The sequence below is a fragment of the Amycolatopsis sp. NPDC005003 genome, from assembly GCF_053600695.1.
In genome coordinates, this window is sequence record NZ_JBSGAI010000038.1 from 68,395 (window position 1) to 85,554 (window position 17,160).

Genomic DNA, 17,160 nt, shown 5'->3' on the forward strand with positions numbered 1-17,160 from the left:
GGCCGCTGTTCCCGGGGAGTATGCGCACCTCGGTGCGACCCCGTCAAGGGCGGCTTTCGCCGGATTCGATTCAGGCCGTCGCGCGGGTGATCAGCGAAACCGGCAGCGAGATCCGGTCGGCGGTGTCCGCCAGCAGGGCGCGGACCAGGGTCCGGCCGTGGTCGTACTTGTCGATCCGGACGGTGCTGAGCGGCGGGTTCAGGTACGCCGACATCTCCAGGTCGTCGAAGCCGACGACCGCGCAGTCCCGCGGCACGACGCCGCCGCCCGCGAGCACCGCCTGGACCGCCCCGATGCCCATCAGGTCGTTGAACGCGAAGATCCCGTTCACCTCGGGCCACGCCGAAAGCAGCTGCCGGGCCGCTTCCGTGCCGCCCGGGATGGTCGGCGGGCCTTGGACGATCCGTGCCGAGACGTCGCCGAAGCCCAGCTCCGCGCACGCCGTGACGAAGGCCAGCCGCCGCTCGTCGACCGCGACGCCGACCGAGCTGTCCAGCATGCCGAGGCACGCGTCCGGCCGGTGGGCGAGCAGCTCCACGGCCGCCGCGGTGCCGGTGGCGAAGTCGTTGCTCACCGATGCCGCCACCTCCGTCGGCAGCTCCCGGTCGGCGACCACCAGCGGGACCGAGCGGGCGTAGTCGGCGAGGACGTCGTCGGGCATGCCGTAGAAGAAGCCGACGACTCCGCGCGCGGAGCGGGCCAGCGCGTCCTCCATCGCGTCGCGTTCCCGGCCCGGGTCGGCGTCGGTGTTGTACAGCACGACGCTGCACCCGGCCGCCTCCGCCGCGTCGTACACCCCGCGCGCCACCGCCGGGTAGAACGGGTTCGCGATGTCGGAGACGATCAGCGCGATGACGTCCGACCGCTGGGTGCGCATGCCCTTCGCCAGCGCGCTCGGCCGGTAGCCGAGGCGGGACGCGGCCGCCAGCACGCGCTCGCGGGTGTCCGGGGCGATCTCCGGCAGGTCGCGCAGGGCGCGCGACACCGTCTGCCGCCCGACGCCGGCCTCCCGGGCCACGTCCTCGATGGTCACGCGCTTGACGCGCGGCAGCCGCCCGTGTTCCGTCACGCCGTCACCTCCCTCCGCGTAAGACGCCGAGCCTAAGGGGTCAGGGCGCGGCGCCACTGGCCGGTGACGCTCCGGCGCAGCGCCCCGGTGTCGACGCTGTCCGGATCGAGCAGCCGCTGCAGCGCGATCCCGCGCAGCTGCCCGACCACGGCGGTCGCGACTTCGCCCGCGCCGGCGTCCGCCGCGATGCTGCCGTCCGCGATGCCGGCCTCGACGTCTTCCCGCAGGTCGGCGCGGAAGGCGGCGTCCCGCTCGCGGAAGATCGGGGCCAGCTCCGGCTGGGTGGCGGCTTCGGCCCACAGCAGCAGGAAGGCCTGGTTGAACACGCCGATCCGGCCGAGCTCGCCGAGGTAGCCGTCGACCAGCCGCAGCAGGCGGTCGAGGCCGGGCGGGAGGTCCTCGAGACCCGGGACGAAGCCGGCCTGGGTGGCCCGCGCCAGCCGTTCGACCAGCGCCTGCTTGCCGCCGAAGTGGTGGGTGACGATGCCGCGGCTGTACCCGGCGCGTTCGCCGACGCGGGCGAGCGTCAGCGAACGCACGCCCTGCTCGACGACGAGTTCGGCGGCGGCGGTCAGCAACGCGGCTTCGGCCTGGTCGCGGCGTTCCTGCTGGGTTCGGCGCATGCCCGGAGTCTAGCAAAGCAACTTGCGTGTCGACCAACAAGTATGTGTAGGGTGGCGGCGACGACCCCAGGAGGTCCTGATGATCGAAATCGAAGACCACGCCCTCGACGCCCTGCTCGCCGACGACCCGGGCGGCCCGGTGGTGATGCTCAACCTGTTGCGGTTCCGCCCGGACGGCGGCCGGGAGAGCTACCAGCGCTACGCCGAAGCTCTCCGTGCCGAACTCAACCCGCGCTACGGCCTGCAGGTGGTGTACCTCGGCGAGGGCGGCCCGGCGCTCGTCGCCGAGGACGGCCAGGCATGGGACATGGTCGCGCTGGTCCGCTATCCGGACCGGCAGGCGTTCGCGGCCATGGTCCGCGACCCCGAGTACCAGGCGATCACCCACCTGCGCACCGAGGCGCTGCTGGAATCGGTGCTGCAGCCGACCACGCCGGCGGTGGCCTGATGCCCGCGGTGTTCGTCCACGGCAACCCCGAGACGGCGGCGGTCTGGGACCTGCTGCTGGCGGAGCTCGAGCGCCCGGACGTGGTTCGCCTGTCCCCGCCCGGTTTCGGCGCGCCCCTGCCGGCCGGGTTCGAGGCCACCCCGGCCGGCTACCGGGACTGGCTGGCCGGCGAACTGGCGGCCTTCGGCGAGCCGGTGGACCTGGTGGGCCACGACTTCGGGGGCACTCACGTCGTCAACGTCGTGCTGAGCCACCCGCACCTGGTCCGCAGCTGGGTCAGTGACACCCTCGGGAGCTTCGACCCGGACTACGAGTGGCACGAACTCGCCCGTCGCTGGCAGACCCCGGGCGTCGGCGAGGCCGACGTCGCGGCGCGGTTCGGTGCCGCGCCCGAAGAACGCGCCGCGGTGCTGGTGGAACGCGGGATGGCCCGCGCGGTCGCGGCCCGGGTCGCGTTGGGGCAGAACGAGGCGATGGGCCGCGCGGTGCTCACTCTGTACCGGGCCGCCGCGGACGGTGCGCCCGGCCTCGGCTGGCCGCTGGAACGCGCGGCGGCCCGGCCGGGGCTCGCCATCCTGGCGACGGCCGACCACGTCGTCGGCACCGAGGAGCAGCGCCGCCGGGCCGCCGCCCGCGCCGGGGCCCGGGTCGCCGTCCTCGACGGCCTGGGTCACTGGTGGATGACCCACGAACCGGCCCGCGGCGCCGCGGCGCTGACCGGCTTCTGGGCGAGCGTCGGCTGAGGTTCAGCGGGCGGTGCAGGCCAGCCCGCCCAGCGGCTGGGACGTGCCGGTCACGACGGCGCCCCAGGTCGTCGACGCGCCGGCGGCCAGTGTCCCGTTGTAGTTCTGGTTGGCCGCCCGCACCTGCTGGCCGGACTGGGTGGCCGCGGCGTTCCACGAGTTGGTCAGCTGCTGGCCGCCCGAGAAGGAGAACGCCGTGGTCCAGCCGGTGAGGGCGGCCGTGCCGGTGTTCTTCACGGTGAACTCCAGCTGGTACCCGCCGTTCCACGACGACGTGACCGCCGAGGTCACCGCGCACGACGCCCCGGCCGGGGTGGTGGTCGTCGTGGTCGTGGTGGTGGGGCTGGTCGGAGTCGTCGTCGGGGTGCTGGTCCCGGTCGTGTAGCTGATGCCGGTGTAGGCCGCCGCGCACCCGGAAAGGCACTGGTCCGGCAGGGAGAAGCGATAGACGCGGCCGTCGTTGACGAGTGCGTCGCTCGCGTCGCGCACCCGGATCGCGTAGGAGGTGCCCGCCGTGGCGGTCGGGCCGATGAGGAAGGCCTGCCCGAGATCGCTGTCCGGTTGCGCCTGCTGCCAGCTGCCGTCCGCGCCCTGGAACTCCACGCCGTGGACGCCGTTGGGCAGGTGCGACACGGCGACGGCCGTCCAATACCGCTGCGAGCCCTGGAGGAAGCCGAGTTTCAGGTCGCCGGTGTAGTTGGGCGCGGGCACGTAGGACCAGGAGACCCGCCGGTTGTTCCAGTGCCCGGGGTTCATGTCGCCGACCGGGACGCCGTTCTTCACGAACCGGTTCAGCGAGGCGGTCGAGAGGTCGAGGTGGCCGGGATCGTCGCGGCACCAGGCGTTCGAGTCGCCGCAGCTGTCGGCCACGACCATGGTCAGCTGGGCACCGGCGTAGCCGTCGGTCACCCAGGACCCGTTGCGGCAGAACGGTTGTCCCGGCGCGCCGTCGTTGACGCCGGTGCAGTACTCGCCGATGGTGACCTGCACGAACCGCCCGCAGTTGCGGCCGTTGTCCCACAGGCCGATCTTCGCGGCCTGCGAAGGCGGGATCGGCCGCGGGTAGAAGCTGTAGTCACCGGGGGTGTTGTACACGTTGAGAGCGACGAAGTCCGGCGCGTCGAGCACGTCCTGCGGCAGGCCGCAGCCGCCGTAGGGCGCACCCAACGCGTCGAAGTGGGTCGCGTTGCCGGTGATGGGTGCGGCCGGTGCGGCTCCCGACTTCCAGGGCCACAGCACGGAAACACCCACGACGAGCACGGCGATCACGGCGAGCACACCCGGGCGCGCGGCCATCCGGCGGGAGGCGGATCCCATCGGCTCTCCTTCCGCGGTTGAAGTACCGCGGCAGGCGGGAAGCGGCCCCGGCGGCGTCGTCTGGAAGCGCTCCCAGAGTCCACCGTGCACCGGTCGTTTGTCAATCGCCTCCTCACGCCGGGTCGCGGGCCACGACGGTCAGCCGCTCGAGGGCCAGCTGTCCCGAGGTCAGCCGGAGGCCGATCGCGGGGGACCAGCCCGGGGCGATCGCCGCACCGCCCGGGATCGTCCGCAGCAGCTGCCACCGGCCCTGGTGGCCGAGCCAGCTGGTGAGCCCGCCGCGGTGGTCGGCCACGACCGCGAACCGGTCGCCCGGCGACCACTTGACGGCGGCGCAGCACCCGCCGGTCACGTCGTCGCCGTAGTCGCGCCCACCGGCCCGCACGTCCGCGCCGGACGTGCCGAAGTGGTGGTTGTACCAGGCCAGGGCCAGCTCGTCCGGCCCGGCGGCGCGGCCGAGGAGCACGCTGTCCTCCGGTGCGCTCCCGGCGAAGGCGCGGGGTTCGAGGACCACCGCGAAGTCGCCGGCCGGGGCGGCCACCGGTGCCACGAGCACGGCGGCCGACTGCCGGGTCGCGGACGCGACCAGGGCGCCGCCCGCCTGGCTCAGCGCGGGCACCGGCTCCCCGAACCGCGCGCCGACCCGGTAGTCGTTCAGCCGGTCGCCGGTGAAGTCGTCGTCCCACACCGGCGTGGCGAAATCGGCCGGGTCGAACACGACCTCCGCCCGCAGGAGGTCGGCGGTGCCGCGCACCGGGACGCCGTGGTCGAGCGTGGTGACCAGCAGCCGCACCGGCGCCCGGGTGCCGACCGGCGTGTCCGCGGGTGCCGTCACCCGCCACCGCAGCGGGACGGCCCGGCCGGGCGTGAGCCGGAGGTCGCCGGCCGGGCCGACCGGCTGCGCCGTCCAGCCGCGGGGCAGGGTGAGCGCGGGCCGGACGGTCAGCGCCTGTGCGCTGCGGACCGAGCCGGCGATTTCGGCGGTCTGCCCGGGGCGCAGCCGCACCGGATCGTCCTGGAGCCGGACACTCAGCCGGTCGTCTTCGGCGCGCCACGCCTGCACCGCGGTGATGCCGGTCGCGCCACCGTCCACTCTGGACGGCCGGACGCGGAGGCCGTCGGTGCGGACCGCCGGCTGGACGACGACCCGGTTCGGCCTGCCGCGCACCGGCGTGGCCGGATCCCGTTGCTGGCTCGGGAGATCGGCCCACGCCCCGTCGGCGGTGCGGTACTGGAGCGCGAAGGCGTCCGGCGTGCGGACGCCGCCACCGTCGTCGTAGAAGGAGATCCGGACGTCGGAGACGTCGGTGGCCGCGCCGAGGTCGACGGCCAGCCAGTCGTCGCGGTTCGGGCTGCCGTAGCTCGTCCAGCGCGTCGACGGGACGTCGAGGTCGAAGTCCTGGCCGTCGATCGCGTTGGCCGGGCTGTCCGCGGGCCAGGTGTAGGACGCCGACGCCGCCGGGTAGCCGGTGCGGTCGATGTTCGCCAGGTCGTCGACGACCTGTCCGGCCGCGGTCGCCCGGCCCGGGCGCACCGGCACGTCGACCGCCGTCAGCCCGGCCTGCCGGTGCACGAGCTTGCCGTCCAGCCAGACGCTCAGCCCGGCGCCCTGCCGGTAGACGTGGCCGTCGCGGTCCCAGGCCACGGTCAGGTTGCGCCCGTGGTAGGGCACGTTCTCCACGGCGAAGTGGTCCCAAGTGGACGGAACGAGCGGCGCGAGCCGCACGCGGTCACCCTGCTGGGGCCGGATGCCGAGCAGCCCGGACAGCACCAGGTCGTCGAACGTCGAGTGGTTGTAGTCCTCGCTGTGCCCGCGGGAGTCGTAGAGCCAGCGGTCTTCGTCGGGCTGGTGCGCTTCGGCGACGTACGGCACGCCGTTCTTGCGCTGGGTGAGGGCGTACCCGCGCAGCAGGGCGTAATAGTCCTGAGTGGACACATACGGCTGCGGGGGATAGTCGGTGAGCAGGTTCGCCAGCGCGGTGAGGGTCTGGCTGGTGGCGTAGGGCCAGCTCGGCCCGGACCAGCGGCAGCACCCGACGGTGGCGTCGTGCATGAACCACGGGCTCCGCCGCTCGACCGTGGTGGGCCCGAACGGGGCCGCGAACCCCGCCGGATCGGTCAGCTGCGCCCACGCGGCGGCGGCGCCGGCCGGGGCCATGTGAAAGTACCAGGGCACGAAGCCCATCTCCTCCCGATCGGCGATCTTGGCGCGCCCCGGGTTGCCGTCTCGCATGACGTGCTTGTAGAAGGCGTCGCCGCTGTCCCACAGGACGCGGTCCTGGTTCGCCTGCAGGGCACGGGCGTCGCGGTCGTAGCGGTCGGCGAGCTGCCGGTCGCCGGGTGCGCCGCGGCGGCGCAGCAGGTTCGCGATGGCCTGCGCGTCGCCGAACTGGTAGGCGTTGAGCGTCGGGCGGAACCCGGCGCCGCCGTGGTAGGGGTCCGGGCTCTGGTAGGAGCTCGCGGTGTACTCCATGGCGTCCCAGACCGGGACCTGCCAGTAGAGGCCGAGCTGCGGATCGAACTGCGGCGCCCAGGCGGCCCACTGCCGCTGCAGCTCGGGGAGCCGGTCGACGGCGAAGTCCCACCGGCCGTCGACGGAGGCCCGCGCGAGCACGGCGTCGGCGGCCCAGAAGGAGTATTCGTGGGCCCAGTCGGTGGTGTTCTCGTTGAGGCCGTCGGTCGCCGGCTTCGGCCCCGCGCCGCTGCCGCGCAGCCAGTAGTCGACGTAGTCGTCGAGGTAGCGGGGGTCGCGCAGCCACCGGCCTTCGTAGAGGTGGTGCCCGGCGGCGGCGTCGATCCCGCCGCCGGGGGCGGAGTAGCCGACCGGGCCGAGGAACTCGGAGACGATCCAGCCGTCCTCGGGCCCGGTGTACTTGAGGGCCTCCTTGAAGGTGCGCCACCGGTAGTAGTAGGTGTCCTCGATCGCCTTGTCGGGCAGGTCGACGAACGGGATGTTGGCCTCGTACCAGCCGGGGTCGCCCAGGCCGGCGAGCTTCGCCGGGTGGTCGAGCAGGTGCGTCCCGGAGCCGACGGCGGGGTACACCGGCGGCGGACCGGCCTGCGCGGCCACCGCGGGGACCACGGCGGCAGACAGGGTGACGAGCGTGGTGGTCAGGACCGTGCACAGACGACGAAGCGAGCGCATACCGACGCTCCTCGTGCTCCTCGGGGACCGGGCAGCAAGACGGTAGCCGGTGGGATACAACGTTGTAAATACGCATTTACAACGTTGTATCCCACCGGTCGCCCCGGTGGGCGGCCGACAGGCGGCCGCCCACTCGCTCACCCGCTCGGCGTGCTCAGGGCCGCCAGGCCGGGTCGCGGCCCAGGAATCCCATCAGCCGGTCCTGTGCCGAAGCGTCCTCGGCGACCGGCACCGCCGGGCCGAACTGGCCGCTGTCGCGCAGCACCCGTTCCATCGGCCGCATCGCCGTCAACGCCTCCGCGCAGCGCTCCTCGCCGAGGTCGGGTTCGCGGCCGAGGGCCTTGGCGAGATCCCAGGAGTGCAGCCAGATGTCGCCCGTGTAGAACTGGTCGATCGCCTCGTCCACCGGCCGGTCGCCGGTGTGCGGGTTGCTGAGCACCCGCCCGCCCGCGTCGTCGACGATGGCCTGGATGTCGGCGACGTGCTGCTTCCAGGCACCGGCCGGGTCGGCGTCGACGGCCAGCGCCGGGAGCTCGATCCCGGCGCCGCGGAGGAAGCCGCGCGGCCACTCGACCAGGTGCCGCACGACGTCGAGCGCCGTCCACCCCGCCACCGGCGCGGGCCGCGCCCAGTCGCCGGGGGCGGCCGACTCGACCAGTTCGGTGAAGCGGGCGGCTTCGGCCGCGTGCTGCCGCGCGGGGCCGGTGGGGTTCGAGGTCATCTCAGGCTTCCTTCGCGAGCAGTGCGTCGAGCTTGGCGTAGCCCTCGTTGACCCCGACGTCCATGCCGCTGGCCAGCATGCCGTCGCGGGTGGCGAAGTCGGGCACCACGCTCAGCACCCGCAGCCGGGTGCGGCCGCCCTCGATTTCCTCCAGGGTCAGCGTTTCCAGGGCGACGCTGTCGGGTTCGGCGTCGTAGGTGAACGTCCACACGATCCGCGCGTTCGGCCGGACCTCGTGGAAACTGCCGTGGAACGCCGCGATCTCCTCGCCTCCGCGGTCGTTGGCGAACGCCCACTCGCCGCCCGTGCGCGCGTCCCACCGCGTGATCCGGGTGGTGACCGAGTGCGGCCCGATCCACTGCGCGTACAGCTCGGGGTCGACGTGGGCGCGGAACACCTGCTCGGGCGCGGCGTCGAAGTCCCGGACGAGCCGGATCGTCGGGACCTTCTCGTCGGCCAGGATCTCGGTCTCGTGTTTCGCCGTCGTCATGACGCGTCCTTTCGGGGCCGGGTTTCCCCGCCCGCCATGCGGCCCAGCAGCGTGTCGAGGCGCCGGTAGCGCTCCTCGGCCTGCCGCCGGTACCGCTCGATCCACTTGGTCATCAGGTCGAACACCTCGGCGTCCAGGTGGACCGGACGGCGCTGGGCGTCCTTGCTGCGCGTCACCAGCCCGGCCTCCTCCAGCACCTTCACGTGCTTGGAGACCGCCTGGAGGCTCATGTCGTAGGGCTCGGCCAGCTCGCCGACGGTCGCGTCCGCGCCGGCCAGCCGCGCCACCAGGTCGCGCCGCGTCGGGTCGGCCAGTGCCGCGAACACCCGGTTGAGCCGCTCGCTGTCTTCGTCCACCGGTTCTTCCTCAACTCTTCGGTTGAATAAGACCGTAGGGCGTGCCCGGGGTGTTGTCAACCTGGCGGTTGAGATCGGCGCCGACACGCGGCCGGACGCCGGGCCGCAACCGTCCACTGTGGACGAAGTCAGCCTTCGGATTCCCCTTGGAGGGCCCGGTTGAGCCGGCGGGCTTCCCGCAGCTCGTCTTCCAGGAGCACGATCCGGCAGGCGGCGTCGATGGCCGTTCCCTGGTCCACCAGCTCGCGGGCGCGCGCGGCCAGGCGCAGCTGGTGCCGGGAGTACCGCCGGTGGCCGCCGGCCGAGCGCTGGGGGGTGATCAGCCCGGCTTCGCCGAGGCTGCGCAGGAAACCCTGGGTCGTGCCCAGCATGTCGGCCGCGCGGCCCATCGTGTAGCCGGGGTAGTGCTCGTCGTCGAACTTCCCCGGTGTTGCCGGTCTTTCCCCGTCGGGGACCATTCCACCTCCGCATCAGAAGGACCCCGGGTGCCATCCACGGCACCCGGGGTCCTCGAAAGGTTGGGTTTCACCATTGCCGGCCGGCGTGACCGCCGGCTTCCCGCGCCCGGCACGAAGCCGGCCGGCGCGGGGATCGCTCATCCGTGACCGAGCACCACCTCCGAACTCGATGGGCCTACGGCACCCGCGCGGCGCTACCGGGCCGCTGCGGGCGATCCCATGATGGTCCCGTTCCCTTCCTCTCTGGTCTCTCTCCGTACACGAAGAACTTTACCCGCGCCCGCAGGCGAATGTCTACTCCCGTCACCACAGATTTTCTCCGGTCCGGTGATCCTCCGGCGGAGCGGGCCGCATGGGGGAGGACCTTGCCGTGGCCGCAGCCGTGCCCGCCGTCCGCGCGTCGATCCCGCCCGCGCCGCCGGTGGTGGACCGGCCCGAGACGCGCTGCCACTGGGTCAGGCGGTCCCGGCTGGCGGTCGCCAACGCACCGGGAAGAGCCTGGTCGCCGTCGAGCGGTTCACCGGCCGGGGGCTGCACCCCGAAGACCTGGAGGACATCGACCGGCTAGGCGTGGCGGACCGGCTCAGCGACCGCGGTTGACCGCGCTGATGTCGTCCTGCAGCCGTTCCCGGACGTTCGAGCGGGCGTCGCGCGGCGCGGGGGACGTCGCTCGGCTCGGCTCGCCCGCCGGGCCCGGCACCGGGTACACCTCGTGCTCGCCGGGCAGTGGGACGCCGGGGCAGATGGTGGCCGGCGGCCGCGTGGTGCCGAGGTAGAAGCCGTTCACCAGATCGTCCACACAGGAGTTCCCGCTGACGGCGTACTGGCCGTGGAAGGGCGAATCCGCCACCGAGATCATCGGGATCCCGGCGGCCCGTGCCGCGGCCTCCGCCTGTTCGTAGCCGGTTTGCGGGTCGAACTCGCCTTGGACGACGAGGATGTTCTTCGCGGCGCGCGGCGAGAGCGTCGGCAGCTCGTGGCGGGGCGCGTCGGACCAGAAGCCGCACGCCTCGCTGAGGCCGTACGCCCAGCCGAACAGCGGGTACGCCGGGCCCTGCAGGTCGCTGAGCAGCTTGTACCAGCTCGCCGTTCGCGTCGGCTGGTCGCCGCACGCCACGGCCAGCCGCGTGCCCGGGACGTCGGCGTAGTCGGGCTCCGGCGGGTCCGCCGCCACGTCGGCCGCGGTCAGCCGGTCCGCCGGACGGCCGAAGACGGCCCGCGAGGCGCGGTCGAGGTCGCTCCGCAGTGCGGCAGGCGGCGGAGCGGCGGTTTCGCCGTCGAGCGCCGCCGCGCCCTTGGTGAGGACGAGGGCACCGGTCATCCACTGCCGGGTGCTGCCGTTGCCGACGAAGACCGAGTCGAAGACGTCGGGCGGCACGCCCTTGGTCTTGAAGTAGGCCCGCAGCCGCTCCCACTTCGCCCGGACCTCGCCGGCGGTCTTGCCGAGCTGCTCCGGGAACCGGCGGGCCAGCCACGGCGCGTAGACGCGGTCGAACTGGCGCTGGTCGATCTTCGGGAACGCTTCGAACGCGGCCTGGAGCCGCCCTTCGAAGTTGACGCTGGAGTCGAGGACCATCTTCCCGGCGCGGTTCGGGAACAGCGACGCGTACTTCGCGCCGAGCCAGGTGCCGTAGGAGAAGCCGAGGTAGTTCAGCTTCTCGTCGCCCAGCAGGGCGCGGATCAGGTCCATGTCGTGCGCGGTCTGCCAGGTGGTGATGAACGGCGCGAGGGCGTCGCTCTGGCACGCCTCGGCCAGCACCCGCGGCGTGCGCTGGTGCAGCGCGATGCTGGCCGCCGAGCGGTCGCGGGCGTCGAGGTCGTCGTCCTGGGGCAGCCGCCCGAGCGGCACCCGGCACACGTACCCGTCGTCGGTGCCGCCCTCCTGGCCGGTGCCGCGCGGATCCATGCCGACGATGTCGTAGTGCTCGTTCACCGAGGGTTCCAGCCCGGCGAGCGCGCCCGCCAGCGACGTCCCCCGGCCACCGGGGCCGCCCGGGTTCACCAGGATCGCGCCCTGCCTGCTGCCGGACGCCGTCACCCGGCTGACCGCCACCTGCAGGTCGACCCCGGCCGCCGGGGCCGCCCAGTCCCGCGGGACGGTGATCCGCGCGCACTGTGCCGTGGGCGGCTTGGTCCGCTGCTTGAACGGGCAGGCGCCCCAGGAGACCTCCTGCTCCCGGTAAGGCGCGAGCGGGTCGGCCGTGGTCGCCGCAGCGGGCGCCGTGGCCGCCACCAGGACCGAGACCGCCACCACCAGTCCTGCTCGGGACGTTCGCACCGCAGTTTCCTTCCTCACGCACCGGCCGTGAAGATCCAATCACGGCCGGTGGAGGGGAGGCAGCGCAAAGTCGCGGCTCGCCGGGCGGATTCCTTCGATCCGGTGAACGTCGCGGTGCAGGTCAGGTGCGGTACGGGCCGTGGTTGCCGAGATCGGGCGCCACCTGCGGGCGGGGGCCGTCCTGGCCGGGCACCGGGGTGGTGGTGGAGCGCCACGCCGGGTCCGTCGCGGCCGGTTCGACGACCACTTCGGTGGCGGGCCGGACGTAGGTCTCGGTGACGCCCTCCCGCTCCTGGAAGTGCTCCTCGACGATCCGGTCCTGACGGCGGCGGGCGAGCACGGCCAGCGTCAGCACGTGGGCCACCGCCATCAGCAGCAGGAACACGCCGAGGCGGCCGACCAGGGCGGCCGTCGAACCCGACCACCGCGGGCCGACCACCGAGAGCAGGGCGAGCACGCCGAACGAGACGAGGTGGAAGACGGTCACCACCATCCAGGCCAGCGAACCGCTGCCCTCCTCGCCGTCCGGGCCGCTGAGGTAGCGGCGGCCACCGCGGTAGAGGACCTGGCCGTCGGCCACCACGAAGACCAGGCCGATCAGCAGGAAGCCGGTGAGGTCGTTGTCGGGCATGCGTCTCCTCCTCGTTTCCGGCGGAGTACCCGCACCGTGCGGGGACCGGGCGGCGATTCACCGGAACGAGCGAACGACGGCGGTCACACCCGGGAATCATTCGCGGCTCCCGGACGTCTGAGGGGGCGTGAAGAAGATTGGCTTCCTGTCGTTCGGCCACTGGTCGCCGGGCGCGCACTCCGAGACCAGGTCGGCCGCCGACTTCCTGCACCAGTCGATCGACCTGGCGGTGGCCGCCGAGGAGCTCGGCGTGGACGGCGCCTACTTCCGCGTGCACCACTTCGCGCGGCAGGCGGCCAGCCCGTTCCCGCTGCTCGCGGCGATCGGCGCGCGGACGTCGAAGATCGAGATCGGCACCGGCGTGATCGACATGCGCTACGAGAACCCGCTGTACATGATCGAGGACGCGGGTTCCGCCGACCTGATCTCGGGCGGCAGGCTCCAGCTCGGCATCAGCCGGGGATCCCCCGAGCAGGTGATCGACGGCTGGCGGTACTTCGGTTACGCCCCCGGCGAGGGCGAGACGGACGCCGACATGGCGCGGCAGCACACCGAGGTGTTCCTCAAGCTGCTGGAAGGCGAAGGTTTCGCGCAGCCGAGCCCGCGGCCGATGTTCGCGAACCCGCCGGGCCTGCTGCGGCTCGAGCCGCACTCCGAGGGCCTGCGCGAGCGCATCTGGTGGGGTTCCGGCTCGAACGCGACGAGCGTGTGGGCGGCGAAGCTGGGCATGAACCTGCAGAGCTCCACGCTCAAGGACGACGAGACGGGCGAGCCGCTGCACGTCCAGCAGCGCAAGCAGATCGAGGCGTACCGCGAGGCGTGGACCGAAGCCGGCCACGAGCGGGAGCCGCGGGTGTCGGTCAGCCGCAGCATCTTCGCGCTGACCAACGACCAGGACCGCGCGTACTTCGGCCGCGACCGCCACTCGCGCGACCAGGTCGGCATGATCGACGAGAACACCCGCGCGATCTTCGGCCGCTCCTACGCCGGGGAGCCCGACGAGCTCGTGCGGCAGCTCAAGGAGGACGAGGCCATCCAGGCCGCGGACACGCTGCTGCTGACGATCCCGAACCAGCTCGGCGTCGACTACAACGCGCACGTGCTGGAGAACATCCTGAAGCACGTGGCCCCGGAGCTGGGCTGGCGCTGACGAGCGGCGGCCCGGTGGCGGCCGGGCCGCTCCTCGGTCAGCCGTGGGAGACGTTGAGGCCGTAGAAGGCGACCCGGGCGCCCTTCGTCGTGCTGTCCGAAGAGGACTGGTTGTACGAACCCGCCTTGAAGTACTGCTTGTACGCCTTGAACGACGACGGGATGCCGTAGTGCGTGGTGCTGCCGTTGACCGTCAGGTCGATGGTGTTGCCGCCGGAGATGCCGATCGTGTAGGTCCAGGTCTTGCCGAGCGAAACGTGGCCGACGGTGTGCGGCGTCTGCCCGCCGTCGGGGGAGTTCTCGGTGCCCAGCACGATGTCGCCGCTCGCCCGGTAGTACAGCTCCAGCAGCGGTTTCGTCGACGAGCCACCGGTGCCGAGGTGGACCTGGCCGACGCACACGTTCGACGTCACCGAGACCACGCGCAGGGTCGCGCTCAGCTTGTGCGACCCGCTCAGCGACCAGTTCGCGGCGGAGCCGTCGCGGTTCATCTCGCGCAGCTCCGACCGCGCGTAGTTCGAGTTCGGCGTGGTGACGCCCTTTTCCGGCGCCCAGAAGGTCATCGCGCCGTCGCGGGTGTCGGTGTAGAAGTAGCTGTCCTGGAAGCCGTTCGGCCCCTGCAGCCGGGACGACGAGATGGTCGTCGGCTTGCCCGGCGAGCCGACCGGTTCCTGCAGCTGCCAGATCGAGAGGTCGAAGTTGCCGCCCGGGGCGACGGACGGGTCCGCCGCGAGCGCGGGGGAGGCTGTCGCCGCGGCCAGGGCCGGGACCGCCAGGAGGGCGAGCAAGGCGCGCACACGCATCGTTGGGTGTCCTTTCACGGTAAATGGTCTGGACAACCCGGCGGCGTGGGACTCACGGTAGGTCGGCGGTCACCCGATGTCAAGATCGCCGCGCACGCGAACGGGCCCGGCCGGAAGAACCGGCCGGGCCCGTCGCGGTGAACATCAGGCGAGGTCGAAGCGGTCCAGCTCCATGACCTTCGTCCACGCCGCGACGAAGTCCGCCACGAACTTCTCGCGGGCGTCGTCGCTGGCGTAGACCTCGGCCAGCGCCCGCAGCTGCGAGTTCGACCCGAAGATCAGGTCGACCGCGGTGGCGGTCCACTTGACCTCGTCGGTCGTCACGTCGCGGATTTCGTACACGTTCTCCGCGGACTCCGACGCCTTCCACTTGGTGCCCGGGGCGAGCAGGTTGGCGAAGAAGTCGTTGGTGAGCACGCCCGGCTGGTCGGTGAGGACGCCGTGCGCGGCACCGCCGTGGTTCGTGCCGAGGGCGCGCAGGCCGCCGACCAGGACCGTCATCTCCGGCGCGGTCAGGTCGAGCATGTACGCGCGGTCGACCAGCAGCACCTCCGGCTGGCGCTTCTCGCCGGCCCGCAGGTAGTTGCGGAAGCCGTCGGCGCGCGGCTCGAGGACCTTGAAGGAGTCGACGTCGGTCTGCTCCTGCGAGGCGTCGGTGCGGCCCGGGTGGAACGGCACGGTCGTCTCGACGCCGGCGTCGCGCGCCGCCTTCTCGACGGCCGCCGAGCCGGCCAGCACGATCAGGTCGGCCAGCGAGATCTGCGCGCCGCCCGCCTCGTTGAACTCGCGCTGGACGCCCTCGAGGATCTCCAGGACCTTGCCGAGCTGCTCGGGCTGGTTGACCTCCCAGTTGCGCTGCGGCTCCAGGCGGATGCGGGCGCCGTTCGCGCCACCGCGCTTGTCGGTGGAGCGGAAGCTCGCGGCCGACGCCCACGCCGTGGAAACCAGCTCGGAGACCGAAAGGCCGGACTCCAGCACCTTCGCCTTGAGGGCGGCGATGTCGGCCTCGCCCACGAGCTCGCCCTCGACGGCCGGCACCGGGTCCTGCCACAGCTGCGGCTCGGCGACCCACGGGCCGAGGAAGCGGCTGACCGGGCCCATGTCACGGTGCAGCAGCTTGTACCAGGCCTTGGCGAAGGCCAGCGCGAACTCGTCCGGGTTGTCCTTGAACCGCTGCGAGATCGGGCCGTAGATCGGGTCGAAGCGCAGCGACAGGTCCGTCGTGAGCATCGTCGGCTTGTGCTTCTTGTTCGGGTCGAACGGGTCCGGGATGATCTCCGGCGCGTCCTTGGCGACGTACTGCTTGCCGCCGCCGGGGCTCGTGGTGAGCTCCCACTCGTAGCCGAAGAGGATCTCGAAGAAGCGGTTGCTCCACTCGGTCGGCTTGTCGGTCCAGGTCACCTCGAGACCACTGGTGATCTGGTCCGGGCCCTTGCCGCTGCCGAGCGTGTTCAGCCAGCCGAGGCCCTGCGCCTCGATCGGGGCGCCTTCCGGCTCCGGGCCCACGTGGTCGTCGGCGACGCCGGCACCGTGGGTCTTGCCGAAGGTGTGGCCGCCGGCGATGAGGGCGACGGTCTCCTCGTCGTTCATCGCCATCCGGGCGAAGGTCTCGCGGATGAAGTGCGCCGCGGCCTCGAAGTCCGCGCTGCCGCGGGGACCCTCGGGGTTGACGTAGATGAGGCCCATCTCGGTCGCGCCGAGCTCCGGCACCATCTCGGTGTCGCTGGCGTAGCGCTCGTCGCCCAGCCAGTCGTCCTCCGGGCCCCAGAAGATCTCCTCCGGCTCCCAGGTGTCGACGCGGCCGAAGCCGAAGCCGAAGGTCTTGAAGCCCATCGACTCCAGGGCCACGTTGCCGGCCAGGACGAGCAGGTCGGCCCACGAGATCTTCTGGCCGTACTTCTGCTTGACCGGCCACAGCAGGCGGCGGGCCTTGTCGAGGTTGGCGTTGTCCGGCCAGCTGTTCAGCGGGGCGAACCGCTGGCCGCCGTCACCGGCGCCGCCGCGGCCGTCATAGATGCGGTAGGTGCCCGCCGCGTGCCAGCTCATCCGGATCATCAGGCCGCCGTAGTGGCCGAAGTCCGCCGGCCACCAGTCCTGCGAGGTGGTGAGGACGTCGGTGATGTCCCGCTTGAGCGCTTCGACGTCGAGCTTCGCGAACTCCTTGGCGTACTCGAACTTCTCGCCGAGCGGGTTGCTCTTCGACGAGTGCGCCCGCAGCGGGCTGAGGTCGAGCTGGTTCGGCCACCAGTCCTGGAGGGTGCGCGGCCGGCCGCCCGTCTTGGGGGACGGCGAGTCGATCGCCGGGTTCTCGCTCTCGCTGCCCTGCGAAGTCACCGAGTCGTGCGCGACCGGGCAACCGGCCGCCGCCTTCTTGTCCACGCCCTGCGCGGAGGACGGGTTGTCCTGGGTGGAGCTCATTTACTTCCTTCCGGGAGCGGCGAATCATTTCGGGGACGGGCGGCCGCGCAGCCGGGGCAGGTGCCCCAGTAGACGACCTCCGCCTGGTCGATCACGAAACCGTGGTCGTCCGAAGCGGTGAGACAGGGGGTGTGGCCGACGGCGCAGTCGACGTCGGCTATCGCCCCGCACGAACGGCACACGACGTGGTGGTGGTTGTCACCCACCCGGGCCTCGTAGCGGGCGTTCGCCCCGGCCGGCTGGATGCGCCGGATCAGCCCGGTTTCGGTGAGCGCCCGCAGCACGTCGTAGATCGTCTGGTGCGACACCGTCGGTTGCTCGGCGCGCACCAGTTCGATCACCGTTTCGGTGTCGACGTGGGGATGGTCGCGCAGCGCGGCCAGCACGGCCAGCCGGGGTCGCGTGACCCGCAGCGAGACCGCCCGCAGCTGTGCTTCGAAGTCCGACATCGCCGCCGACCCTAGGGCCTTTTCTGGAATGGGTCAAGTTTCGGCCCCCATCCGTGTGGCCC

The 17,160-nt window shown here is 72.3% G+C and carries 16 protein-coding genes; 3 read left to right on the plus strand and 13 right to left on the minus strand.

All coding sequences use genetic code 11. The annotated features are described in order from the left end of the window. Window positions 1–70: 70 nt before the first annotated feature. The gene (locus tag ACWED2_RS35090; protein ID WP_449694809.1) at window positions 71–1,069 is read right to left on the minus strand and encodes a LacI family DNA-binding transcriptional regulator; all 999 of its coding nucleotides are present in this window, start codon (window positions 1,067–1,069) and stop codon (window positions 71–73) included. 32 nt (window positions 1,070–1,101) lie between these two features. Next, window positions 1,102–1,692: a TetR/AcrR family transcriptional regulator gene (locus ACWED2_RS35095; protein WP_449694810.1), complete on the minus strand. Its 591-nt coding sequence runs from the start codon at window positions 1,690–1,692 to the stop codon at window positions 1,102–1,104. 79 nt (window positions 1,693–1,771) lie between these two features. Between ACWED2_RS35095 and ACWED2_RS35100 the strand changes: the two genes are divergently transcribed. Further along, complete coding sequence (locus ACWED2_RS35100) at window positions 1,772–2,140, plus strand: DUF1330 domain-containing protein (RefSeq protein WP_449694811.1); 369 nt, start codon at window positions 1,772–1,774, stop codon at window positions 2,138–2,140. Next, window positions 2,140–2,883, plus strand: a complete 744-nt coding sequence (locus ACWED2_RS35105; RefSeq protein ID WP_449694812.1) for an alpha/beta fold hydrolase — start codon at window positions 2,140–2,142, stop codon at window positions 2,881–2,883. Before ACWED2_RS35100 ends, ACWED2_RS35105 begins: the two co-directional genes overlap by 1 nt. Before the next feature lie 3 nt (window positions 2,884–2,886). Here the strand turns inward: ACWED2_RS35105 and ACWED2_RS35110 are convergent, their stop codons facing one another. The 8 genes from ACWED2_RS35110 to ACWED2_RS35145 form a co-directional block, all read right to left on the minus strand. Then, window positions 2,887–4,200 (minus strand): cellulose binding domain-containing protein, encoded by a 1,314-nt coding sequence (locus ACWED2_RS35110; protein WP_449694813.1) that lies wholly within the window; start codon window positions 4,198–4,200, stop codon window positions 2,887–2,889. 112 nt (window positions 4,201–4,312) lie between these two features. Further along, entirely contained in the window at window positions 4,313–7,345 is a 3,033-nt protein-coding gene (locus tag ACWED2_RS35115) for an MGH1-like glycoside hydrolase domain-containing protein (protein WP_449694814.1), read from the minus strand. Between the two features lie 154 nt (window positions 7,346–7,499). Beyond that, window positions 7,500–8,066: a maleylpyruvate isomerase family mycothiol-dependent enzyme gene (locus tag ACWED2_RS35120; RefSeq protein ID WP_449694815.1), complete on the minus strand. Its 567-nt coding sequence runs from the start codon at window positions 8,064–8,066 to the stop codon at window positions 7,500–7,502. Between the two features lies 1 nt (window position 8,067). Continuing rightward, complete coding sequence (locus tag ACWED2_RS35125; protein WP_449694816.1) at window positions 8,068–8,556, minus strand: SRPBCC family protein; 489 nt, start codon at window positions 8,554–8,556, stop codon at window positions 8,068–8,070. After that, complete coding sequence (locus ACWED2_RS35130; RefSeq protein ID WP_449694817.1) at window positions 8,553–8,912, minus strand: ArsR/SmtB family transcription factor; 360 nt, start codon at window positions 8,910–8,912, stop codon at window positions 8,553–8,555. Before ACWED2_RS35130 ends, ACWED2_RS35125 begins: the two co-directional genes overlap by 4 nt. Before the next feature lie 128 nt (window positions 8,913–9,040). Beyond that, window positions 9,041–9,370: a MerR family transcriptional regulator gene (locus tag ACWED2_RS35135; RefSeq protein WP_449694818.1), complete on the minus strand. Its 330-nt coding sequence runs from the start codon at window positions 9,368–9,370 to the stop codon at window positions 9,041–9,043. A 583-nt stretch (window positions 9,371–9,953) separates the two neighbouring features. Beyond that, window positions 9,954–11,621, minus strand: a complete 1,668-nt coding sequence (locus ACWED2_RS35140) for an alpha/beta fold hydrolase (protein ID WP_449694846.1) — start codon at window positions 11,619–11,621, stop codon at window positions 9,954–9,956. 148 nt (window positions 11,622–11,769) lie between these two features. Continuing rightward, on the minus strand, window positions 11,770–12,279 hold the full coding sequence (locus ACWED2_RS35145; protein ID WP_449694819.1) for a hypothetical protein: 510 nt from the start codon (window positions 12,277–12,279) through the stop codon (window positions 11,770–11,772). Between the two features lie 127 nt (window positions 12,280–12,406). Between ACWED2_RS35145 and ACWED2_RS35150 the strand changes: the two genes are divergently transcribed. Beyond that, window positions 12,407–13,429, plus strand: coding sequence for an LLM class flavin-dependent oxidoreductase (locus ACWED2_RS35150; RefSeq protein ID WP_449694820.1), 1,023 nt, complete (start codon window positions 12,407–12,409; stop codon window positions 13,427–13,429). Between the two features lie 37 nt (window positions 13,430–13,466). Here the strand turns inward: ACWED2_RS35150 and ACWED2_RS35155 are convergent, their stop codons facing one another. The 3 genes from ACWED2_RS35155 to ACWED2_RS35165 all read right to left on the minus strand — a co-directional run bounded on the left by ACWED2_RS35155 (window position 13,467) and on the right by ACWED2_RS35165 (window position 17,098). Beyond that, window positions 13,467–14,231, minus strand: coding sequence for a polysaccharide lyase family 7 protein (locus tag ACWED2_RS35155; protein WP_449694821.1), 765 nt, complete (start codon window positions 14,229–14,231; stop codon window positions 13,467–13,469). 144 nt (window positions 14,232–14,375) lie between these two features. After that, window positions 14,376–16,649, minus strand: coding sequence for a catalase/peroxidase HPI (katG, locus tag ACWED2_RS35160; RefSeq protein ID WP_449694822.1), 2,274 nt, complete (start codon window positions 16,647–16,649; stop codon window positions 14,376–14,378). Then, a complete protein-coding gene (locus ACWED2_RS35165; RefSeq protein WP_449694823.1) occupies window positions 16,646–17,098 on the minus strand; it encodes a Fur family transcriptional regulator in 453 nt (150 codons plus the stop codon). The genes katG and ACWED2_RS35165 overlap by 4 nt, the downstream gene beginning before the upstream one ends. Between the last annotated feature and the right edge of the window lie 62 nt (window positions 17,099–17,160).